13 protein-coding genes and 3 pseudogenes are annotated in these 25,264 nt (G+C 46.8%); 12 read left to right on the plus strand and 4 right to left on the minus strand.

The genetic code is table 11. The annotated features are described in order from the left end of the window. The 3 genes from M2407_RS25530 to M2407_RS25540 all read right to left on the minus strand — a co-directional run. Positions 1-2,635 (minus strand): response regulator (locus M2407_RS25530; RefSeq protein WP_259220177.1); only part of this gene is annotated, 2,635 nt, incomplete at its 3' end. A gap of 2 nt (positions 2,636-2,637) precedes the next feature. After that, entirely contained in the window at positions 2,638-3,246 is a 609-nt protein-coding gene (locus M2407_RS25535) for a response regulator (protein ID WP_259220178.1), read from the minus strand. Between the two features lie 28 nt (positions 3,247-3,274). Then, on the minus strand, positions 3,275-4,540 hold the full coding sequence (locus M2407_RS25540; RefSeq protein ID WP_259220179.1) for an MASE1 domain-containing protein: 1,266 nt from the start codon (positions 4,538-4,540) through the stop codon (positions 3,275-3,277). A gap of 636 nt (positions 4,541-5,176) precedes the next feature. Here M2407_RS25540 and M2407_RS25545 point away from each other — a divergent pair. Beyond that, positions 5,177-5,556: pseudogene (locus M2407_RS25545) on the plus strand (transposase); the annotation flags it as partial. Positions 5,557-5,659: 103 nt separating this feature from the next. Beyond that, a complete protein-coding gene (locus M2407_RS25550; protein ID WP_259220180.1) occupies positions 5,660-5,935 on the plus strand; it encodes a hypothetical protein in 276 nt (91 codons plus the stop codon). 1,238 nt (positions 5,936-7,173) lie between these two features. Here the strand turns inward: M2407_RS25550 and M2407_RS25555 are convergent. Further along, positions 7,174-7,859: pseudogene (locus M2407_RS25555) on the minus strand (IS6 family transposase). A 343-nt stretch (positions 7,860-8,202) separates the two neighbouring features. Between M2407_RS25555 and M2407_RS25560 the strand changes: the two are divergent. The 10 genes and pseudogenes from M2407_RS25560 to M2407_RS25605 form a co-directional block, all read left to right on the plus strand. Continuing rightward, positions 8,203-8,757, plus strand: coding sequence for a tyrosine-type DNA invertase (locus M2407_RS25560; RefSeq protein ID WP_259220181.1), 555 nt, complete (start codon positions 8,203-8,205; stop codon positions 8,755-8,757). Positions 8,758-9,805: 1,048 nt separating this feature from the next. Then, complete coding sequence (locus tag M2407_RS25565; RefSeq protein ID WP_259220182.1) at positions 9,806-10,393, plus strand: LuxR C-terminal-related transcriptional regulator; 588 nt, start codon at positions 9,806-9,808, stop codon at positions 10,391-10,393. Positions 10,394-10,846: 453 nt separating this feature from the next. Beyond that, positions 10,847-11,719, plus strand: a complete 873-nt coding sequence (locus M2407_RS25570) for a GNAT family N-acetyltransferase (protein ID WP_259220183.1) — start codon at positions 10,847-10,849, stop codon at positions 11,717-11,719. A 195-nt stretch (positions 11,720-11,914) separates the two neighbouring features. Beyond that, positions 11,915-11,992 (plus strand): annotated as a pseudogene (locus M2407_RS25575) (IS6 family transposase); the annotation flags it as partial. A gap of 199 nt (positions 11,993-12,191) precedes the next feature. Beyond that, positions 12,192-14,897 (plus strand): hypothetical protein, encoded by a 2,706-nt coding sequence (locus M2407_RS25580; protein WP_259220184.1) that lies wholly within the window; start codon positions 12,192-12,194, stop codon positions 14,895-14,897. Positions 14,898-14,937: 40 nt separating this feature from the next. Next, positions 14,938-16,035, plus strand: a complete 1,098-nt coding sequence (locus M2407_RS25585; protein ID WP_259220185.1) for a hypothetical protein — start codon at positions 14,938-14,940, stop codon at positions 16,033-16,035. Positions 16,036-16,157: 122 nt separating this feature from the next. After that, positions 16,158-18,419: a hypothetical protein gene (locus M2407_RS25590; protein ID WP_259220186.1), complete on the plus strand. Its 2,262-nt coding sequence runs from the start codon at positions 16,158-16,160 to the stop codon at positions 18,417-18,419. 178 nt (positions 18,420-18,597) lie between these two features. Then, positions 18,598-20,274 (plus strand): hypothetical protein, encoded by a 1,677-nt coding sequence (locus M2407_RS25595; protein WP_259220187.1) that lies wholly within the window; start codon positions 18,598-18,600, stop codon positions 20,272-20,274. A gap of 89 nt (positions 20,275-20,363) precedes the next feature. After that, complete coding sequence (locus tag M2407_RS25600) at positions 20,364-23,042, plus strand: autotransporter outer membrane beta-barrel domain-containing protein (protein ID WP_259220188.1); 2,679 nt, start codon at positions 20,364-20,366, stop codon at positions 23,040-23,042. A 1,815-nt stretch (positions 23,043-24,857) separates the two neighbouring features. After that, a partial coding sequence (locus M2407_RS25605) for a glycosyltransferase family 39 protein (RefSeq protein ID WP_259220189.1) occupies positions 24,858-25,264 on the plus strand: 407 nt, incomplete at its 3' end.

Raw genomic sequence — 25,264 nt, forward strand, 5'->3', positions numbered from 1 at the left:
CCACCGTCGGTTCTGCCGATGCCGGGGGATGTTGTTCCAACTGTTGGCAAAGATTGACCCCGCTTTGGTAGCCTGCCAGTGCAAAACTGCCTTTCAGCCGATGCAGCATCGCGGCGAATACGTCCGGCTGTGTGGTGGTAGCGAGCAGCTGTTGGCGGTCAGCGTCGCTGCTACGTTGCAATTCGTCAATCAAGGTGGTCATGACCTGCGGTTGCCCGGCGGTCATTAATTGGATTTCCCGCATATCCACACGAATGGCCAGCTGCTCCGACACTAAGGTGCGCAAATCCTGCTGGGTCAGCGGTTTGATCAGCACGGCGTCCATGCCCGCCGCCAGACAGCGATATTGCTCATCGTTAAACGCATTGGCGGTACAGCCGACGATCGGCAGATATCGACGGTAGCCTTGCTCTCGCTCTCTTTGCCATTGCGCCAGTTGATAACCGGTGAAAATTGGCATCTGACAATCGGTCAGCACCAAATCGAAGGAGGATTGTTCCAGCCATTGCAGCGCCTGGCGACCACTGTCACAGGTGGTGACCTGATGTCCGAGCTTTTCCAGTTGCAGTTTCATCACCGTCAGGTTTGCGGGCAAATCATCCACAACCAGCACCCGCAGCGAGTGTTCAACGAGGGGGATGGTGAGCGTCTCTTGCGCCTCATCGCCTGCGGTGGTGCGAGGTAGCGTTAGCGTGAAAGAGAACCGTGAACCCTGCTGCAGCGTGGAGTCAATCCGTAACTCGCTGCCCATCAGTTGTACCAACTGGGTACAAATCGCCAGCCCGAGCCCCGTACTGGCCGGCGCGTTGACATCAACTTGTACATAGGGTTGCAAAACCTTTTGCTGCAGATCCGGTGCGATACCGATGCCGCTGTCGCTGATACTGAACGTCAGTGTATCGTGATGGTGATCCTGGGACTGCACGCAGACCTGCAATGCCACAAAGCCCTGTTCAGTATATTTGATGGCGTTGCTGAGCAAATTATTGAGAATTTGCGCCAGTTTGGCGCCATCCAGCAGGTACTGATGCTGCCAGACGGCTTCGATATCGCTGTCCAGTCGCAGCGTTTTTTGCGCCGCCAGCGCGGCGTAGGTGTCCAGCGCTTGCGTCAGCAAGGGATGCAGATCTGTGGGGTGAGCCTGCAGGTGCATTTCACCGGCCTCAATCTTGGAAATATCCAATACATCCCCGACAATTTGCAGCAACTGACGTGAGGCCGCATAGGCTACCGGCAGTGATGTTCCGATGGCTTCCGGGCGCTGGGTTTCCAACTCAAGAATACCGAGGATAGCGTTCATCGGTGAGCGAATTTCATGACTCATGCGCGCCAGGAAATGACTTTTTTCGCGGCTGGCGTTGGTGGCCTGTTGCAAGGCATCGGCGAGATCGCGCTCCAGGCGTTTGCGCTCGCTGATGTCATACCAACCGAGCAGCAGCCCTTGTGGCGTCATACGGCTGTCACTGTAAGCCGCCAGCCATTGGGCGATCTCCCGTTGCGCTCCCTGTATCACCATGGCCCGGTCGGAAAATTGCGGCTGCATATTACCGATGGCCGCTATGCGCTCTTGTTGACTGATGGCGGGAATAATCGGATTTCGCGCGGTAAATTGCTCCAGTGAGTGTCCAATCACTTGCTGTTGCGTTAGCGTCAGTGACTTTAGCAAGGCCTGATTGCAATGGGTGATGTTACCGAGAGGATCACACACCAGCAGCGGCGTTGGGATACTATTGAGCAGCGTTTGCCAGTATTTCAGCGCATCGCGTAAACCGCGTTCGGCACGGAGGCGGCGGAAAATTTCAGTCAACAGAAAACCTGTCAGGAACAGCGACAGTGCGGCGCTGACTGCTGTCAGCGGCTTGAACCAGCGATCGCTGGCAGTGCCGCTCGGTTGTATCCCTCTTAGTGTTGCGTTCAACAGCCAGCGTTCATTGATCGACTGTGCAACGCCTGTCGGCAGGGCGTCGATGGCATGATTGATACGCTGCAGCAGCGCGTCCTGTTTTGGTCCCAGCCACAGTGACTGGTTGCTGACAATCGCCGGCAGTGGGTGTACGCTCAGCCTGCCGGGGTACAGATTGCTGGCTAACAACGCCGCTTGTGTGGCATCGCAGACGATGCCCTGCGCGGCGCCGGCATTAAGTAACCGGATTGCTTCACGTAAAGACTCCACCTCACCGAGTGCCACGCCGGGATAAGCGGTCAGTAACCCTGCCAGCGCCGGACTGTGGCGTAATATCAGCACCCGCTGATGACGCAGGTCTAGCGACACCTGTTGCAAAGGCAACCTATCCTGACGAGTCACCAGGGCCCAGTGTTGTTGTAACAGCGGATGTGAAACCAGTATCCCCGATGGTGGTGGCGCGCTCTGCGGGGGGGGTAAGGCTACCTGGATACTTTGTGCAATCAACATCTGGGCCAATTGACGGTGGCTGGATGCGGCCTGTGGGGTGAAGTGCAGCCCATTTTGTGCTGCAAGGGCGCTCAGCAAATCTGTCGCCGCACCCTGCAGTTGACGGTTCGCGTCAAAATCGCTGTAAGGCGGACGATCGTCGAGCAAACCGACGTGAATGTCCCCGGTTGCCCAGGCCCACGCAGGTAGTAGGGTGAGCAGCACCAGCCAAGGCCGTCTCATTTTCACAGCCCGGCTTCACGTAAATAGGCGAACAAATCAGCATCGGAGCTGACGCCAATTTTTACCATGGCGCTTTTCTTCTGGGCGCTGATGGTTTGTTTGGTTCGACTGAGCATGGCGGCGATATGATTAACGCTGTGGCCCTGAGCCAACAGGCGCACGACCTCCAACTCGCGTGGGCTCATCGCCACTGTGGAGGGCGATGATACGGAGTGACCTGGTGGCCAACGTCCCTGCTGTAACGCTTTCAAACACGCGGTCAGCTCAGTGGTCAAACTCTGTTTATTGATCACTGCAAACACGCCGGTAGCCAGTATGGAGTTGACCAGCCCGGGATTGCTCATCACGGTAATGACAATAATCGGCAACTGCGGGTATTTGCGCCGTAGCGTACTAATCAGCCGCAGTCCGTCGGACTGCTGTTCACCCGGCATATTGAAATCAGTGAGCAGCACATCCGGCAATTTTTCCGTCAGCAAGGTCAGCAGTTGATCCACCGTTTGCGCCTCGGCGCTGATCATAAAGTTTTCGCCAAAGGCTGTGGTCACCACCGTTCGCAGACCAATCAAAAATACGGGGTGATCATCGGCTATTATCACGGTTTTTTGCACAGATGACTCCTTGGAACAGGTTATGAAATCAGTATAGTGGATCCGCTTTCGCCAGTGCGAATACGCCGGCCACCCCTTGTTGTGGATGGCGCAATAAATGGCATTCAACATGATGATAATGTGCATCAGGCAGCAGCAGGCGTAATGAGCCATATTGAGGAGTAACCCGTGATTCGCTTGCGGTGCGTAGTAATGCTTTCAGCACCTCCCGATCGTCGGGGTGAACATGGGCCAGCAGCAGCGTCAGATTCGCTAACTGGCGCGGCGGCATGCCGAAAACTGTCCCTTGTGGCTGCCAATCCAATGGCCCGGCGTCTTCCGACAGATGAAAAAAGGTTGGGTGTTGTGTTTGCAGCAACGCGTTCAACAATAACTGCTGTTGCTGCATCTGTTGGCGCCGAGAGTGATGCTGCTGTTCCCGTGTTGCCACTAACAATCCCAGTGAGATAATCATCAGCAAGTAGAGCTGTGAGGCTTCGACCGCCTGCATGCCGGCCAACGCAGGGCGAAATGGACCATAATCGTAAATAGTAGCCAGGCTAACCAGCAGCGTGAGCAAAATAAAGTACAGCGCCAGCGGCAGCAGGGGCAACAAAGCGGACAGCAACAGCGATAGCGCCAGCACGGAATACAATAAAGCGTTATTCAACAACTCGTTGGTTAGCCAACTGGCCGGCAGGAAAAAAACGGCGATAGCCAACGGGAAAATCCACGCCGCAAGATGGACTTGTTGGCGAGTAGGCCATTGCCACCGACCACGATTCAAACGATGAATAATAAAGAGTGGCGCGATCGCCAGGCAGCCGGCGGCATTGGAAATTCCCCAACTGATAAAGTGCGAAATCCGCGTCGGATAACCAAGAGCTTTAAGGGTTAAATCATTAAGCAGGCCACCTATTGCGCTTGCAAGGTACACACTGGTAAGTAAAAGCAATATTTCCTCAGAGTGAGACAAACCGTTTGAATAACGGCGCAGACCGTTCCAGATTAACGCCAGCGGACAAATGATCACTAAATCGAGCAGGGCGAATGCCAGCGCAATATCCCAGGGGCGATCGTGCAGCAGGCTGACCGAAAAATGCAGTACACCTGCGCTGATCGCCCACATTGGCCACTGCACCAGAGGGTGGGTGCACAACACGCCCAGCAACAGGCCTGCCGGCAACCAAACGGTGCTTGACAGGCTCCAGGGATCGCGTGTTTCAAGACTGATGGTGGCGAGTAAGAAGTAAACTGCGATAAATATCAGCCAACGTAACAAGCCGTAATGACGTGAGATACGCCCAGGGTCCATGTTTATCTCCCTTGTCGTCTTTACGGTAAATATTAACAGTCACTCTTTAGGTTTAGCTACGAATTTCTTTTCTGACTAGTCAGATATGCATTGACTCCATGATGCTTTATATTTCCTAGGTATCAAGCGTTATAGGTGGGACATAACTGGTTAAATTTAAAAGGACCTCACCATGAAAAATATTTCCCTAGCACTTACTTTCCGTCTCCCTACGGGCTTAGTTACTACGGCCTCGGCGTCTGGCCCTTCAGCGGTCTGCGCAACTCCATTGACACCTCAGTCCATTGACAGAACAGGAAAATTCTACTCATGTTGCCTAAGCACCTCAGGCGTTGTCTATTGTCCTAATTATCCCGTGAGTTAATATTTAAGAGGCGCTAGTGTCCAGGTAAATCAGTCGTAACCTTCGCTGGGTATTAGCGCCAAAAGAGTATCTAAATATGGTTCTGTCGCGTAAGCAGCAGCTTAGCATAAGTAACACCGCCGTTTTTAGGCAGCTAGCCGATAAAAATATTTTACCGGTGACAACTCGTTGCCGGCCGGATGATGACGCTGTCTTTTGTATTTGTAATGGATCACTCATTCAGGACACCTCGAAATCCTGTTAATGTTAAAACAGTGAACATGAGGTGATGTATGATCAACACTCGTCGGGCTAAACGCACATTTCCCCCAAAGTTCAAACTCGAAGCTATCGAACAGGTTGTTAAATATCAGCGAAATGTACGGGAAGTCGCGCAAGCGCTCGAACTCAACCCTGACCATTTGCGTAAATGGATACGACTGTATAAGCAGGAACTTCAGGGTATTGAGCCCGTTGGCAATGCCATTACACCTGAACAACGTGAAATTCAGCAGCTTAAAGCGTAAATAAAGCTCATTGAGATGGAAAAAGAAATACTAAAGCAGGCTGCCGTGCTGATGAGTGAAATTCCCGGAAAGCTATCGCGCTAATCACACGGCTGATAACAAAGTGGTCTGTGCGGGTTCTTTGTCATAATCCGCTATATCACAGGATATTACAGCGCCATCCGGCCTCACTGGTACAATGGGTGGCTGGCGCCAAACGAATCTGAGCGGTTGTACTACTTACAGTCTAATCCGGTGGCCAGTATTAGTTTGACCACTACAATCCGGCAAAAAGAGGTTTCGCCTGCGCTGATCGAGCAGGAAATCGAGCAGAGCAACGTTGACTGGTATGAGCTGGTAAAAGAAGCCAGGGTCAGGAAGTTTGGTGGCGCTTTACCTACCGGTCCGATGGAAAAAATAGACAAATCAGACATCTTCAGTACAAGGGATATGCGATGGATACGATATTTGAAGCATCAAGTTAATCATTTTTGCAAATTTTGGCTTTGCTCTACGGGCGGAGCAAACGGAATGGTCATTAAATAGTTATAACTACTTATTTTAATATAAATTCTTGGCTTATTGCCAAAAATTTACGAATTCTTGTGGTCACCCCTGTAGTCTATATCCGCCTTTCAATTTTACAGCATGTATAAGAATTGTTTAATGATGGTCAGCGATACTTTACTACATAAGCTAGAACTTTGTCTAGGGATGGTTTGAGGTAACTGTTAGTTATAATGATCATTCTTAAAATTAATGGCCTAAAGTGACAAATCCATTAATAAATGGCAGGGAAATAATTAATCTTAAAGGTACCTGCTTTAAAATATATTGAGATTTCAAACTGTATGTTATCCTAAATTGCCAAGTATTTAATAGGAGAGGAAGTGATGTTTAGACGATGGGGGTTATTTATTATTATTGTTTCCCTACCGCTTGTAGGTAGTCTTGTTCTCCTCAGCAGCGCGCGTGTTCTATGTGGATATGAGTTCATAAAAATTGGTATTTTTAAAAATTTTCCGGAAGTAAACTATTTTGAAGTAAATCATTCAGCGCAGCAGGTGCCACTGTTGGTCTCCTTGGCATGGGAGCATTCTTCTATATAAGGTGAAAATAGTAAAAATTTCAAAACACAAGCTCTAACTAAAGGCGTTTCTTTATACTTCATTTTAGGTAAGGCAACGAGGCGACGTGTCAACTTCCACCACCACTTACTGCGATATATAATATATGGGGAAAACATTTTTTTTGTGCCATCTAATTAGTGTTTATTGCAATTATAGTGCTGTTTTGTTAGGCTATGCTAGCCATTCCGAACGTATTCCTGATCCGGGGACTGTGATGAAAAAGGTGCGATGTTATTTTCAATGTTTCCCGGAATACAATAAATTCGCCCACATTGACGATCAATGCCTACGTGACATAAAGTTATTTCAATAGGTTATAAATCAGTTAATGAATAGTATGGAAAAATTAGGGTTATATATTTTACTCGATAAATAAAGTTGCTTATGTATCATGAGATCTGAAATGCGTCATGAATGAAAAAGTATATTTTAAGTGGAAAAGATGGAGTGCTAGAAGAAACGTCTGGCTGAGTATGTTCGCCTTTCCCCTCCTATTCTGGTTGGTCGTTTTTGCTATCGCTGGATATGTCTTGTCTATTTAGTATTGATGAACCCAAAGGGCGACAAACGCAATCTACCGCCTCACACCCTACACATAAAAGGGTTGTGTCGCGTTAACGGCGGCAGGTCAGCAAACATGGTGTTGCCGTTTATTTAGGCAGCCAACAGATAAAACTGTTCCGCCGGTGATAAATGCCCCCCCCGCCAAGATGCTGAAGTTGTGCTTTGCGTATCATGTGCACTACCTCGATACCTGCCAATATCGTCTGCGATTTGAATCCCAACATCAGGCGTATTCGCCGTTTGATATTTCGGTGGTCCTGTTCAATCAGATTGTTCAGGTATTTACTCTGTCTGACGGTGATGGTTTCATCTTCTGCTTTATCGCCGTTAAGTATGGCCAGTGCCGCTGTGTTGGTACCACTTTTATCTATAGTGACCGCTTCGGGTTCGCCATGAAGACGAATAGCCTTGCGAAAGAAACGCAGGGCTGCGCCCGCATCCCGTTTGGCAGTCAATAGAAAGTCGATGGTCTGGCCGTTAGAGTCCACGGCCCGGTATAGGTATTTCCACCGGCCTCTTATTTTGATATAAGTCTCGCCCATGCGCCAGCGACGACCCACGGACCGTTTATGTCGGCGAAAGACCTTATCCAGTAGCGGAACCAGGCGGATGACCTAACGGTGAAGCGTGGAATGGTCAACGATAATACCGCGCTCTGCCATCATCTCCTCCAAATTGCGCAGGCTCAGAGCGTAAGCCAGAGACCAACGAACACATTGCGCGATGATATCGACGGGATAATGCAGGCGTTTAAAGGCTTTTCGGCTCAGAGACATGGTTAGGCAACATCGTAAAAAAACAGCCTGTTACCTGACGACGCCTTAATGCGACAGAACCCTTACCTGCGCTACTGCGACAGAACTCAGTAGTCCATATAATCCCCCCTTGCCTCTCATTATTGTAATAAAACGAATCAACAGTTCGATGTATGATGCAAAATTGATGTATAGATCATACTCTAGCATGTGAACCACACCGATTTGTTACGGGTGAGAGCTTTATAATATACGACTTTGCAGAGGGAGCTGCCGGGGGACATGAATACTCATGCTTACTCAAGGCTGCTTTTTGCATTTTTTTATTAATAGCTATTATTAAATAGGATTGTATTAACTTAAAATGAACAAGAGAAAACATCTGACAAATAATGAAATGGAGAAGCTCTTGGAGGCAAGTCTGCAGGGAGGGTATGGGGTTAGAGACTATTGCATGATATATATGTCTTTTACTCATGGGCTCAGAGTTAGTGAGCTTTGTTCTTTAAAATTATCAGATGTCGATCTGAAAGAAAAAACCATTTATATATATAGATTGAAAAATGGATTTTCTACAATACATCCATTGAGAGATAAAGAAATTGAAATGCTGAAAAGGTGGGTTGAATTAAGGCGTGAATTCAATGGGGCGAAAAGTGAGTGGCTATTTCTGTCCGAAAAAGGATTTAAAATATCCAGGAAAAGGGTCTATAGCTTGATTATCGCATTAGGTGAGCAAGCTAAAATACTGGTTAAGGTTCACCCTCATATGCTGAGACACTCCTGCGGGTTTGCTTTGGCTGATCAGGGTGTTGATACGCGATTAATCCAGGATTACCTGGGGCACCGCAACATCCAGCATACCGTGACATACACGGCCAGCAACTCCGCACGCTTTCTTAAGCTTTGGAAAGCATGATTTACACCACATAACTGTATAAAAATCATGGAGACATTTTGATACAAAATGTCCCGGGAGATCCAGTGTGAACAAAAAAACGCCTAAAAGTGCAAAAAACCAGCAGCCTCAGTTCTTTCAATCGGCCTACTCTCCACAAAGATAGTAGATGAATCTCAAAACCGACAATAAACAAATCCAAAACAACTAAACAATAATCCCTCCCGTTCCCTATTAAATAATATCTCCTTAACTATCAACACCATGCAAATCATGCTTGCACGAGACATTTTGTATCAAAATGTCTCGTGCGGTAGCCATGGCTGTTGCCGCTTTCTCTTGCATCCGGATAGGCCATTTCATGCGAAACAGAACATCTCAAACAAGGGTGTTGCATGAACATTTTTGCCCGGTACCTGAAGAAAAAAAACGTTGTGTCAGCAGTGTTTAAACTTTTCATTATGTTCCTTGTTTTTTTTAATGTTTTATTGTTCACCTTGGCGCTAGGGGCCGTTTTGTATCTTTGTTTGTTTATAGAAATCAGGTCATTCGTCACTCAGTGTCTTTTACCCATCCTGGAAAGGGCGGGGTGGGTCTCCTGATAACAGCATAACTAATCTCGGTAACCCTGCATCATCAGGCTCTGACAAATCGTTTTCGGCTATTCCCATGGCCGCGCTTTCACGGCGGTATGTGAGCAGGGCGGGGGGGAGCGATACATCCTCTCGATGCAGCCTGTTTTCCCTGTAATTTCTGGGAAACGTAAACACTCGCTGATTGTACTCATTCGACACCGGGCCTGTTTCGCAGATCCTGTCATTCTGCGTTCTGACTGCCGTTTATTCACACCAGAGTTTGGGAGTGGGTTGTGAAAATAAAAACATTTTTTGATAGTGCCTGGGGCTGCCGCCGAAGAACGGTCTGGCTGTGCGTATTTGGCTTCTGTCTCGTCTTTTGGCTGGTCGTGTTTTCTCTCGTCAGCTATGTCTTGTCCATTTAGTCATATTAATGCGCCCACCCGCTGATCGCATTCAATATGCCTCTATCCACCACGAATAATGAGGATGTCATGGAAATACAACGTCATCTGAACGTTTCTATTGTCGGGGATTCCCCCTTGGGTGTTCTCGGATTGAAAGTGATGCTTGACGCCATGGGGATCCCTGTTCGCACGGTAAAAGAACGACTGGGTGCCCTGTCCGAATGCGAAGCCGGGAAGGACGATGCGGTCCTGGTCGACATTTATCTTGCCCGCGAGACCATGGTGTGGCTGGCGGTGGAAAAATTGAAAAGCCGCCAGGGCGGCCGGTTTGTCATCTTCGGGGACGGCATGTGGACAAGCGGGGGCGGCATTACGTTTATTCGTCGAAGCGAGCAACCTGATGCCATGAAAAAGGCGTTGCTTCAGGGGATCATCGGCGGCCAAAGGGGGGATCCCAAAGTGCAGAGCGTGCTGCCGCCGTCCAGAGAAAATATCAGTGTGCTGGAAACCTTTGTCTTGAGCGAGTGGATGAACGGCCGGACGGTCACGGAAATTGCCAGACGCTGTAATCGCAGCGTCAAGACCATCAGTGCCCATAAGCGAAACGCCATGAAAAAGCTTCGGGTAAGGAGTGACTGTGAGTTGTATTGGCGATTGAAAAAGGAGCGGGTCTGAGGGTGGAATGCCCCTGAGTCCGTGCGCCACAGAGTAATGGATGGGGAGCAACGCACGCCATGTGGGTAGCAACAGTGAACCGCTGCACGAACATGTGCAGCACGTGAAGAGGCAGAGGAGCAAAAAATGTCATTTGACGCAAAAACAATGGGTAGTACTTATCCGATCCCGACCTACCGGTTCGAGGTGTCGATGGGCACAGAGCGGATGAGTTTCAGCAGTGTCTCGGGACTTGACCAATCCAACTGGTAAAATACCAGGACGGTGCGGGGCACCTGTTTCAGATGCCGGGGCAGATTGAACCGTTAACACCGGTGGCGGTGAATAAAACGCTGACGTCAGATGAGATCAAGGCCACAGGGCCAACGACATACAGTGCGCCATTAACTATCAAATAGAAAACACCTCCGGCATAGCTGGGGGGGCCGGTTTATCGAGCAGGAGCGTATGAAGATGAGCATGAGTGGTTGGGTATTGTCAGATTTCACGGCATATAAAGCGGCGTATGCACGGTATGGGGGAAGTGTCTGTTCACACCCGGATGTCATCACATTTCTTGGTCAACGCGCCCCTAGACCTGAGTTCTATATTTATGCCCTGCGGGGGGAAGTGATTTCTGCGACGTTTGCCTCTGATAAACGTATTTATATTGATGCAAAGTCTTACCCTGTTCTCTTTGATGATATTATTATACCGCACAATAAAAACAGAAAGAAAATAATCCTCCCGTTTCATACCAAGCAGCTTTCGCCTTATCACGCCGGGGATTTTTATAATTGTATTTATTGGCACGGACTGAAAAGAAAAACCTGCATTGTAAAGGATGATTTTTCAACGCTGACCCATAAAAAACGCCGTGCTGAGATGAGGCGATTTATTAAGCATCAGGGGGAGTGTCGTTCCGTTGACGATTTTTCTGATGAAGCCCTGTGCGACATTTATATTTCCCTGTTCAAGAAACGCTGGGGTGAATCAATCATATGCTACACCCGGGAGGCGCTGCTCGAGGTATTTGGTGAGCTTCGTCATTTGATTTTCGGGTATGTATTGCTGATTAACGGGCAGCCCTGCGCTTATGATCTGGTGTTCAAGGCCGAGTGTCCCGCCTGGATATTCTTCGATTGCATCAATGGAGGGTACGATCCTGATTACGCGGAGTTGAGTGTGGGCAGTGTGCTCATGTACATGAATATTCAACTGGCCCGGGACATGTGCCAGGATAAGCAGACCAAAATGGTGTTTTCTCTGGGGATGGATAACCCCAGATGGCACTATAAAAAACAGTGGTGCAATACCGTTACGCTGGGACGCAGCGTAACGCTTTAAATGCTGACCGGGGATGTTTAGGCCGGCAGAGTGATTTCCTTGTTGTTTTTTACGTTGTTTATTTAATTCCGATTGCGATATTTAACCCTGTTAACTTTCTCTTTGCTGTGAGTTGGATGCGCTATTTTTATCGGACGTGAATGTTTTGCGTCCGGTTGGAGCATGGCTGCTTGCCGGGTTTTTATTTTTCCCGAGATACGCAAAGGACAACTTCAGCGTCTTGGCGGGGGGCATTTATCACCGGCGGAACAGTTTTATCTGTTGGCTGCCTAAATAAACGGCAACACCATGTTTGCTGACCTGCCGCCGTTAACGTGACACAATCTATTATGATAACTAACCGCCTTGCAAATACGTTGTTTTTGTACTAAGACTTTAGTTGGTTGTACTTCAATAGATTAGCCTTGTAGAGATGGAAGTGAGAATTCAATGGGAAAGTCAATGATTTTTATTAATTTTTTGGAGTGCATTCATGTCAAATATTACTGGTTTTGAAAAAAATAGTTTGGATAATATCCCTCTTACTGGACTACAACATTATGAAAATGGTGAGTACCGGGGTGCCGACGGTACATCAGTTCAGGGATGGATAGTTGGACATGCCGTAGGTATTGTTGCACCAGCGAATCAGGCGATAAGTGAAGCAAATAACAATCCTTTAAGCAAAAGAAAGAATATTCAAACGGCTGTCAGACTTGTTTATAAGAAAGTGCGTGGCAATATCTGGCATGGTATGTCACTGAAGAAAGGACATAAGTATACTTTCAGCTGGTATGACTTAGCGGACCCCTATGTAGGAACAGATAATAAGATTTACTTTATTAATCAGGATTATACCGTTCATATCGATTTAAACAAACAAGACTCAGGCAACGGTGAACGGGGAAGCGAACCTGTAAGTGATAATGTCTCCGGCTATGGCCAGTCTCATCTCCAGAAAGCGTTGAACTTGTACTGGGATAAAAAAACAGTGATTTTTGAGCCAACTCAGGATGGCGTTTATTTTATATCGTTCCAGGGGCCTGCTAAAGTCGACTCTGCCAGGGACCGGGGTGCGATTATTAGCGCACTTAATGCCGAAGACGTAGATAACAAAGACGTCAGTAAGCTGCGTATCACCTGTGTTCCCTCCACGCTGAAATTAAATAATAACAGCGATAGTGAACATGTTGTTACAGATAAAGACTGGGTGTTCACGCTTTATTATTTGACTGACGGAAAATGGGTTGCGGATCAAAGCGAAACGGCGCTTTACTTTAAACTGGATGGCGGTGATGGTATTCAGTTTAACCCACCGATAGAGTACTGGAAAATCACCAAAAGTGAAGGTGAGTCGACGGTGATGATCCCGGCTGGTAGCATTGTTGCCCATAATCTCACTAATACTACACGCAATCTTCACGTATATATTAAAGGTGACAATGAAATTTATCAGAAAATCACCAATACTGGTTTCCTTGAGGGGGGTGATTTCAAAGCGCAGTCACCCTATAGCATTCATATTAAACAGGATGCTATAGGCGACGATCAATGGATGCTGACGGGTTCACTGCCAAACACACTGCTAAAAGCGCAAGATTTCGAGTTCACCCTATTGAAAAATGGCAAGCCGGCACCTAGTGAAAGTATCAGCGTGAATTTAAGTCCTGATACCAGTCTCACCGCGCTGCCATTGCAGGGTCAAACCAGTAATTCAGGTAAGTTTTCCCTGCATCTCACTCCCAAAACTGGCGTTAGCGGTACCACCAACGTTAAGTTGTTACATAAGCTCGGCACCAAGGATATCGAGGTTTATCAACACGACGTTAAAACCTCTGTGCAAACCTATCGCTACCATTTTGTTGTAGAGGACTACAATCAAAAAAAATTACCTGACGCCGTCATTCACTGGAAAGTAAATAAGCAAGAACTGCTGTATGTAAAACTGGTGGACTCGATTTCGATTGGACTAGTCATCAGTGGAATTGACATCAACATGGCTGTTTTTGGTTCAGGGCTGAAAGATCTGGATGCTAAAGATAAAACATTTAAATCGGCGTCTCCTTTCAAACTGGTTTATGTACAAACCGCAGAAAATGGCGGTCAGGGTACTATCACCCTGACTGCGGATGATGCTGAACAGAAAGTAATTAATGTATATTCAGACAATACCGGTCAGCGGAGGCTTATCGTGACGCCTGGGGAAATAAGTCTGGCTCCAGGAGCAAAATCAATAAAAGATGTGGAAATTACTTTTGAGCCAGATATCGAAAGCGGTTCAGCACCGATAGTGACGTTTGAAATCACCGGTAGCGTTGGTGATAAGTTAACTATCAGAGATATAAAGAATGAAAAGAGTTCCCATGGGAAATTATCGGCCACACGAAAGAACGGCACCTGGATTATACAACCGGAAATTGACGTCGACGCTGATGCTAACGGCGATGCAACCATCCGTTTCTATGTTGAAGGGGATGCAGGAGGCTATGCTCAGGCAACTCTTACGGTTCATGTAATTCTGGTAGACCATGTTGACTGGAGCACCACTTCCGATCCGGTAGAACTTACTGCCGGTGAGAACACGAATCTAAATATTTACGTCAGAGCATATGATAAAAACGGACAGCAGATACCTGACTTTATTCTTGAACTGCATATTGCTGATGCCAGAGATGATATTTCAGCATATTTCATTGACGGTAATAAAAAGGTCGTAACAGTTCATGGCGAAAATAGCAGGGCCAAAGTGCCTGAAATGACTATCACTAGCAATTCGCCCGGTACTTTTTATCTAAGGGCGATGTTACCTAACGGCAATAAATTTCTGGAGAAAACACTAACCTTTAACGTTAGAATCGCAGTTAAGCCTGATAATATTGAAATTTATCCTGCGAAAGTAGAACCTATTTCCAGTGGTGATAACCAGGAGGGTTGGCATAGTAACATCTACGCTCAGTATACCATTGGTAATGAGCATATCGTTAAATCCGGGAAAATCACCTTTACTTTGCAAGGCAGCGTTTCATTCAGCGACACGGACCCGAATGTCAAGACGAAGACGGTGGCAGTGAATAATACAACTGGCCATGCTAAATGTCCGGAAATTTATTTAAAAGGCGTTGGTAGATACAAATTTACTGTAGTTGCGTCGGGTAATGATGTGCATACCTCGCCTTCTGTAACCGTGTCGGTTGAATAAATATTCCTGACCAAAGATAGCTCTGCTAACAGGAGTAAAAATGGCCGTTACTAATCGGATCTCAATTGTCCAGGAAAAGGGCGTGGTGGTTAGCACCGATGGCAACTCCATCACTTTGACATCAGGTAAACCGGTATTGCAGGTGGGGGCGACCGATCAGCAGGGACACGCTCTCACCAACAGAAATATTGAAGTCAGGTTTCAGCATGAGAATGGTAAATTGGCAGATGAACCGGGTGCGCCCACAATTCTGCCGGAAAAAGCGGGTGATCCAGAAGAAAGCGATACGCTTCGTCCATTAGATAAAGACGGCTTCGCTGCTTTCCACCTTCATTTACCTGTGAAGCTAAAGCAGGATATCTACCTGTACGTTAAGCTGCGGGATGAGCCGCAGGAGGAGCGTGGTACCAATCTTTTTGTCATGCCGGTGAAGCTTAAAAGCTCAACGAATCCTGACGACGATAAAGTAACCGACCTGAAAATTATCAGCGGCGATAAGCAAGGCATTCTAATTAGCGGCGGTGATGATTTTGTCCCACTGGTGGTTCAGGCATTGAGTAACAACGTCCCGGTACCGGGCGTGGTGGTTAAGTTTGGCGTACCTGAGCCGGTAGAGGGTTTTAGTGCCACTGGATGTGAAATTATGCCGGTATACGAGGGAGTGACTTCTTCTCTCGAAGCGCATGCGGCAGCAGACGTGCGGCGCGGAACCCGGCCTGGCGTTTTTACGGTTACTGCAGCCTGTAATAATCATTCCGTTACGTTTCATCTGGCGCTGCTACCTGAAGTCGCAAAATTGAAATTAGTATCACTGCCGGTAGATACCTGGCCAGACGTGCCGGCAGAAAATCCTAAGTCTTGTAAAGCAAGGCTGGTCGCGGGCAGTAACCCTGACCAGGCATGGCCGTATGCGACAGTAATTATACAACAACCCTTCCTCAGCGGACCTGTTGAGATCCAGCCGATGACGTTTCCCTACAAAGGTAGTCTCAGTGAAAAAGGAGAATTGCCGCCTGTTGGCGTTCATTTCAAACGAAATGCGCTGTCTGATTCCTCTGGTACTTTGTCTTATTCCGTTACGGTAGCTGGCAGCGCAGAGAGATTTCAGGCTAGTTTTCCTTTAGCGATCAGTCATTGATTTAAACTTAAGAATAATCTTTTTAAGGATTAAATTATGACTGACTGGGTAAAGTTTTTGTCGCAATTCAGGAAAAAACAATATCGTTTATAACTAAGTAACTAACTAACTGTGAGGTTTATATGACGGACATAACTCAATCCATGAAAGCAGCACTTGTGCCAGCTTTATCGGCTTCTGAACCGCATAAGCAGTCTGCCCGCGCTGTCGCATCTGAATATAATGTCCTTAAAAAAGTAACTACCTTTTGGGTCGCCGACCATATGGGGGAGGATCTTGAGGCTACCGCAGGTCATGTATATTGCTACGAGATAAATGATGGAGACAATGTGGCAACATTAAAGACAACAATAGTGCTGCCAAAAATTAGCAAAGATAACTCATCATTAAATCCGGATACCGATATCCATGTTGACGTAGTCGCTCAGCCTAATTTTCTGCGCCTCAGCGGAAAATATGTATGGGTTCCAGATTATAATACCGGCGCTATTTATCGTTTTAAAAAAGAATCTCCGGATTCAAATGCTGAAATTGTGTTTTTTAAGCCAGCAAAAAATGATGGTAAAGAACAGTTTCATCAATGGTATGATATTGGTTTGCAACCTAAGAAGGACGCTAATAAAGCAAGAATTATAGTGGCGGATGGTTCCCGAAATACAGATAAACTGTCCCTCTACAGTATTGAAATGGATGATCTGGACGGAGCGTTGCCAACAAATGGAAGTACGCATAATACGATAAATTTTTTCTCCCAAACCCTTTCGTTAGACATGTTGGGGCATAAGCCTGAGCAATTTTGTGATATTGCGATTCTGGATAAAAAAATCTGGCTTTATCTTTATGATAGTAAACCAGACAATTGCCTGGTGTTGAATTTTAATATTGAAGATAATGGGGCGTTGGGCTTCGACCAAAAGTTCACTATCAATGGCGCAAACGGTATGACTGCTGACCCTACGAATAAATATATTATCGTCGGGAGTAAAATCGGGAAATTATATAAGTTGGATAATACCTCATTACCTGGTGCCGTAAAATCATTAACTGAAACTGAGGAGGGCACTATTTATCGAATTATTGTTGACAATGCTGGGTATGTATGGGCCGCCAATAAAAGTAATAAATTGTACTGCTACACGGCGTTAGGTAATCTGGTGAGAGATTATACTGTGAGCGCAGATGGCGGGCCGGATAGTGGAGCTATCTCTATTATAGGGATGGCTATGCTCAGTACGGGGAATAAGTTGGTGCTGGCAGATAACGGATATCCACAGGCTGTTATTCTTACCGTTGATGACGCGTTTAAAATTCAGGACATTGACCTAGAGTTCACTAAACTCAGTGGTGAATATGAAGCGGATGCCGATATAGACAGCGTGCCGTTGGTTACCTATAAGGCCGGGTCTAAAGACCGCTATGATAAAGCTACCGAAGCAAGGCTACAAACGGCCAATAAAACCGGCACGGCGACGGCCAAATTTGATAATAAAAATCGGGCACTGGTAACGGTTCCAGCTAACACCGGCGATACGAATACGAAAAGCGTTAAGTTTAAAGCCGGGCCGGATGAAGGTAGCGTTTTACTGCTGGCAGAGGCCAGAACGATAACAGGTAAAAAATCTGCATCTTATATTTTGAATATCATCGCAGGTGGTACTATTACTATTACGCCGCCAGATAAAATCATAATCCGTCAGGGTAAAAATATCACTCCGGCTACTATACTCACCTCCAGCAATAAAAAGTCGATTGAGATTGACGCTAAAAATGGCACCAGTAAAGTTACTTTGGCTGCGAAAATTGTCGACAGCGGCAAGCCGATACCGGTTGTCACAGCGGATAATAAAATAGGTACGGCGATTATTACTACCAAGTCTGGCAGTAAGCCGGGCCCTAATGTTGACGTTTTAATTGTCGCAATTCCTACTACAATTTTTCACCGCGCATTGGAAACTGGAGGGGATTCGGCTGCGAGTATCATCAAATCTGTCAATACAACTAAAATTACGGCCAGGGGGCGTGAAATCCTGGGAAACAATTCATCAACTGTTGTGCTGGCTGCTTATTCTTATATTAAACTCAAACTGGAACTATCAGAAAAAAATAAGGGCACTGTGCATTTTTTAGCTAAAACAGCTTCTTCAGACCCCCTTATTAAGGTTAGTGCCGATGGTTTAAGTGTCGTGGTAAAAGCTGATGGGCTAGGAATTGCCACTCTGGATAAATCAGGGGTAGCACTTGAGATAGTTCCAGGTAAAAAATTCACGCCAGAAGAGGGTACAAACCAAATTACCTTTGAAATCGATCAGTCCGATAACAATGATGCCACTAAATTTGTAAACCCAGCTGACGGCTTGCCATTGCAACTTATTAGTAGTCACTAACGGAGATGATAATAAATCACGATAAAACCGCTGTGCCAGAAGATTGGCGCAGCGTTATAGATTGATCTGCTGGTGTAGTGTGAAAAAGATCGTCTCTGAAAAATAATCCCGACGCGATATGGCTAAGCGTTTTCGTGTTTTAAAAATAAGGTCAGCAACAGGCAGTGGAGAATCAATCATGAATCGTTATCTATCGGTTTTTTTTTGCCTTGCCGCATTATTTACTGGGCTGTTTTCTGCCTTAAATGCGAGTGCCGCATTAAACGGTGAGGCGATAGCGACGGTTTTTCAAAACCAATATCGGAATACGACGACCGAATGCAGCGGTGCAAGCGCAGCACCATGGTGTTCAGGATTGGTCGCCATGGGCAACAGGAGCCTATACAGCCAGCAGGGCGTGCGGGCATTTTATTTTCGTCAGGATATCCCGAACCCACTGGACTTTCTTAGCCTCGGCGACGGCGGAGCGTTGGTTGTCGCACTGGAGAAAGAGGGGGCGACCTCGCCGGTAACACCGGTGTGTGCATTACCCGGGCAGGTTGACCTGAATGAACGCTCAGCATATGGCTGCAGACCGACAGGGCAGGATAGCCATCGGGATGACACTGACCCAAGTTCATGTGTAAGTACACAAACCGTGGATTCATGGCTGAGCCAGTGGAAGCAGAATCTCAACAGCGCCTGTAGTTTTAGCGCTTACCACAGCGCTTCTTTTAAACTGGCAATGGACGTTAATAAAAAAACCGGTGGGTTATTTTATCTCTTCCTGCGCCCGGTTAATAACAACGTTTTTTCTCAGGCCAGCAATATAGCGTTAGTTTATCCGGCAGGCGATAGCACAGCGCTAAGCCTGGTGCAGAAAGCGCGCGTCGGTTTATTCCGGCATTTCCATCTCACCGTGCCGATTCTGGCATTCGACCGTAATAAAAAAAGCTTTGTCTATCAGGTAAACGATAACCCACCAATTAAATTAAACATGCCTGAGGCTATCGTAAATAGCCTGAACGATCGTTTTCGCTCTCAGGTTGCAGCCTGTCCGGGTGATAAACCCGCGCTTTACTGTAGCGGGGTTATTATGCACGCCGCGAATGACGATAAATATTTTCCATGGGATTACCCTCCTCGACGTAACAGTGCTGGTATTTCATTCTTCTATTATCGCTCTGATGCCGTAGGAAATAATTTCCAGATTGGCTGGGCCGGCTACTGGGGGATGATATTTAAAACAGTTGAACAACAAAATATTGATCGGCAGAACGTAGACATTGCCTGTCTTTATCCCAGTGATGTTGATACCAATGCGGGAATTGGCGATCAAAACCCTCTATTTAACAAGGCGGCGGCACTGTGCCAGCCTAACCCTAATTATAATTCGGGTGTTGTTTCTGGCTTATATAAATCGCCGATGCCGCATGACAGCGATCCCAGTTCCTGCCGCTATTCCATCAGTATGAACAAGCGAGTTAATGACGTCCCTAAGGCTACTGCGGATGAGCTTTTTTCAGCCTGGCGTGATACGCAGCAGGGCATTGAGGGCCACTATCGCTGCTCATTCAGTACCAAAAATGCCAATGAGTTCTTTGCAGCGATAAGAGCCACTGCGCTGCATTATTTCCTGTACTGGAATGAACTCATGATCCGCTCTTATCCGAATAAAACGGCAGCTGACGTCGCCAAACTACCAATTGAAGCCTTCTTCTATCAGCGTGGACAATCCGCGGATCCGGCCATCAGATGGCAAAAGAAATATAGAGATATTACCGGGGTAGCTGATGAAGATCTGCCGCCGGTAGTGGAAGTGAATTTTGATAATAACTCTAACCATAATACGCCTTTCAAACTCCATCACCCATGACAGGGATGTTGTTTTTCGTACTTGTCAGATTGCTGGCATGCGACCAACAACCTTTACTAAGCGTCTCTGTAAAAGAAGGACATTAAAGAATGAACGTAATACCTGAAAAGAAACTAACCCGGCCGAATCTGTTAGCTATGATGGTCTCTATTGCCATCGGCGGCGCAGGCTTTTACAGTCTGTCTGCAGTTAGCGCAATACTGAGCGGCGATCAGGTGATTGACGGGAGTGTCGATCATTCACAAGATACCTATATAGGTTCTGGGATTCTACGGATAGACAATGGCGGTAAGTTTGGCCTGGCGCCAGATACTGATACATCTGTCGGGCTTACGGGCCAGGGGCAGGCGATTGTTAATGGCACCGTTGGCGCTATTTTCGATATGAAAGATAGCTCGCGCTTATCTGTCGGAACCGATCCGACACATCGCGCCAGTATGCAGTATCTTCTGCTGGAAGACACGAGCAATGCGGTTATTGATAATGCCACTATTTCTGCAGGCGCGGGAAATGGTGCCAGTGCGCTGGAGCTTCACGACAACAGTACTGCGACAGTCACTCAAAATGCGATTATCTCCGGCAAGGGGTTTAGCAATATTGGCCGGCTAAGCGGGGTTACGATTGATCAAACTTCTCATCTGGTGGTTAACGGTGCAACGATTGAAGGTTCTCGCGTTGGAGTTGTAACGGCGAGACAATCTCAACTGGACACGACAAATGCACGCATTCAGTCGGAATATATAGGTCTGTATGTTGCTGATGGTTCGCGAGCCAATGTTAACGGTGGTCAAATCGTCTCTACCGGAGAAGGGCAAAACGACCCGTTGGTTGATGACGTAACAAATGCAGCCTTGCAGGTTTCTACCAATGTCAATCACACTCCGGGTAGCCATCCGGTTGCAACGATTAATGGCGCGCAAATTAGCGCGCAGGGCAGTAACAGCGCAGCGGTGCTCGCAAGGGGAAATACTGATGTTAATCTCATTAATTCCAATATCTCAGGTGGGAAATACGGTATTTATGCTGCAACCGCCGATGGCGATAATTCGCTGGGAAATATCCTGTCGCTAACCAATAGCCAGATAAGTAGCACCGCCGAAGTAATACATGTCGCTGCAAACGGCAAAGCGGCCATTAAACTGTTAAATAGCCATGTTAGCAGCAGTAATGGCACTGCATTAGTGACCGATAACGGTAGCACAACCAGCGTTAATATTGATGGCAGCAATATCCGTGGCGACGTGATTAACAATGGCGGCAATACGCAGCTGGCGCTAAATAACGGTGCGGTCTGGAGTGGAGGCGCGCAAAATGTCAGTTCGGTTTCTCTGGCTTCCGGCACCAGCTGGAACTCAACCGGCTCATCGGTGGTGGCCGGCGATCTGAACAACGCCGGTACCGTGGTGCTTTCAGATGGTAATAACGCAACGCGCGGTACCTTAACGGTTAACAACTACACCGGCCAGGATGGCACCCTGGTGTTCAACAGCGTGCTGGCGGGCGATGACAGCCCGACGGATAAACTGATTATCCAGGGTAACAGCGCAGGTACCAGCAAGGTTTCTGTCAACGACCTGGGTGGTAAGGGCGCTCAGACGCAGAGCGGCATTCCGTTAATTCAGGTTAACGGTAGCGGTAACGGCAATTTCCAGCAGCAAGGACGTATCGCCGCCGGTGCTTATGATTACAATCTGCAGCACAGCGCGGATAACAAAGAGTGGTATCTGGCCAGTCAATTACAGTCGCCTAATTTCAGCAGTCCCATTGACAGCCCGATTTTGCTGTATCGCCCGGAAGCGGGTAGCTATATTGCCAACCAGGCGGCGGCTAACACCATGTTTATTACCCGCCTGCGCGATCGTATGGGCGAAAGCCGTTATACCAACCCCGTTACCGGACAGACAGAAGTGACCAGCCTGTGGCTGCGTCAGGTGGGAAGCCATAATACGTTCAACTCGGGGCCGGACACTCAGTTGAAAACCCAGAGCAATACCTACGTGGCGCAGTTGGGTGGCGAACTGGCTAGCGGCAGCACCGACGGTCGTGATAGCTGGCACCTGGGCGTGATGGGCGGATACGGCGAAAGCCACAACAATACCATCGCTAAAACCACGGGTTATAAAGCGAAGGGATCGGTAACTGGCTACAGCGTGGGCGCCTACGCGACCTGGCTGGCGAACGACATCGATCAGACCGGGCCTTATGTTGATACCTGGCTGCAGTACGGCTGGTTTAATAACCATGTCAACGGCGATCAGCTTTCCAGCGAAAGTTATAAATCCAGCGGCTTTACCGCCTCAATGGAAACCGGTTATACCTTCAATCTGGGCCATTCTGGTGGTGGAGATAACCCAACTTACTACTACATCGAACCTAATATTCAGGGCGTATGGATGGATGTAAGACGGGATGATCTTCAGGAGCATAACGGTACTCGTACACAAGGCGTCGATGAGGGTAATCTGCAGACTCGCGTCGGTACACGTTTCTTTATCAAAGGGCACAATAAAATCGACAATGGTAAGGACCGCAGTTTCCAGCCCTTTGTTGAAATGAATTGGCTTCATAATACCAAACAATTTTCCGTTAGTATGGATGGTGTTGATATTTCCCAGAACGGCGCGAAAGATATTGGCGAATTGAAGGTCGGGCTTGAAGGGCAGTTAAGCAAAACTGTACAGCTTTGGGGTAATGTTGGGCAGCAGATAGGTGATAAAGGTTATAGTAATACTACGGCGATGCTGGGGATTAAGTACAGTTTCCGCTAAGCTTTTGCATAAAGTTTATGTTAAAACTTAGTGCACTCAGGCCAACTATGCTACTAGTTTTCGCGGTATAGTTGGCCTTTAGTCTCGATGCTAACGCCAACTGTCAGTGTATGATGCAGTCTCCTCTTTCATCGCTTTCTACCCCTGAGTACCATGACTCCGGCAGAATTTATCCGGAGCTTGCATAAAGACGAAGAACTGTAGTTTTTGCTTGCATTGAATTTTGAACAATGTCATGTATTAAATTTATTATAAGATATTTTAAAACCGAACTTATGATCATTATAATAGATCTCTATCGAAATAGTGGTGATGCTTCACTCTTTTCTCTACCAATGTTTTTCAAAGCAAAATAGTAACTATGATATTACAACTGTCGTGTTATCAATTATCGTTGCAGGGTATTATTGGCTCAATAGTTAACGAATCAATCAGGATAAAAAATTAAACTAACACAATGCCATCCATTTTTTTCGATGGCTGTGGTTGCAATGAGATTACTTCCGTTGAAGGCACCGTCTGCAGAAAATCCTAGTTTTTTTGTAAAAAAAATCAAATAGAGTTGAAGGACTAATTTGTTCGAATGCTATGTTGTCACCACTCGTTAAGTCACTTAGCGATACTTACCAGAAGGCGTTAGTCGCTGCCAAACAGGGTTCACACGCCAATATACAAGCATCGCAAAAAATGGCTGCAAGCTCGTGCCAGGATCTGCATTGCTCCGCATAGTTGGCAGGAGTTATTTAATAAACCTGTCTCGGATAACCCGGCGCAGTGTTTGAAAGGTCTCTTTAGGTTACGGATTGACGAATTAAAAAACAAAAACTTGATATTCTTCCCGCTTATTGGCAGGCCCAGTCGAAAACTGCTTATTTTATCACTGGTGATATCCTATTCTCTAAAAAAATGTCATGCTTTCCGGTGTTAAATCCCTACGTTTAAGTCTTGTAAAGGCACTTGATCAAACTAAATCGATGGAGGTGCTTGTTTTGACAACGCAGATAAGTTGAATCTTTATAAAGTGGAGCGCGCGGGCGCCACACAATTGATAAATGGTAATTATCTTTGCGGCGAAAAAAAACCACCTTTATTGCAATCTCCATCAATAAGAATTATAATCAACTGTCTATGGCGGTGTTTGGCGGAGCAGATGAGCCTGTGTGGAAAAAGTCCTATATTGATAATACACAAACACTTTGTGGAGCATTTGGCTACTCGCAATAGCTGAGGGGAAATTTAGTCTCTCTCCTTATATGAACAGGAATGTTTTCGGGCGTTTACGCTGGACAATATATAAGCAACGCGAGGATATATTTATGTAGAAAAAAATCAGTGTTCCCGTGAGACTGAAAATAGTGGAGTACTGAATTTGGCTGCCTGAATAGAGGTAATATCATCGCCTCATAGTCAAAACAGGCGACACAAAGAGGAAAAATAGCTAGTTCCTCGTTAGTTAAAGAATTCAACTATCAAGTGTTTAAGCGTTAGGCTATGCCCTTTAATTGCATAACCCTTGGTAAAACGTTTGATGCAGTCCAGCTTCATCATTGTCAGATAGTTCCTTGTCGGTTTTTTCATAACAAGTGGTAATACGACAGTATCAGATGGTTGGATATTAAGGAGGGCACAGCCTAACTGTTGGTTGATGGACCTAAATCATTTTTTTCTTTTCCATCGATGATTTACCCCCCATTTATCTACGCTCGGCAATGCTGACGCAGCGTCACCACATTGTGTGGTTTCATTGGTCGGACTGCGTTTATGTCATTGAAAAAAATCTCTAATATTTTTTTGCTCAATAACGGCTTTTAAGGGATCAATTACAAGCATTATGTTTTGATCATCTTAGTGTTTGCCACGGTCATTCGGTTTATTTCCTTAACCAGTAGATATTTCTGGTGCGACGAAGCCTCAAGCGTACTAACTAGCCGCTTCGACGTGGATGATTTACTGTACCATGCTTCTTTCGACGTACATCCTCCGCTTTATTATTTATTGCTGCATGGTTGGATGGCGCTGTTTGGCGAGAGCATCATGGCGACCCGTTCGCTGAGCCTGATATTCGGCGTGATGACGGTGGCGGTGGCGATAGGTTTTATGCGTTGGTTGGCCAATGAGCGGGCGGCACTACTGGCGGGATGGTTGATGGCGATCATGCCCATAGCGGTACGCTACAGTCAGGAGGCGCGTATGTACGCGCTGATGGGCTTGTTGGTCATTGC

This window comes from Serratia sp. BIGb0234, assembly GCF_024809915.1.
Lineage (GTDB): Bacteria > Pseudomonadota > Gammaproteobacteria > Enterobacterales > Enterobacteriaceae > Serratia > Serratia liquefaciens.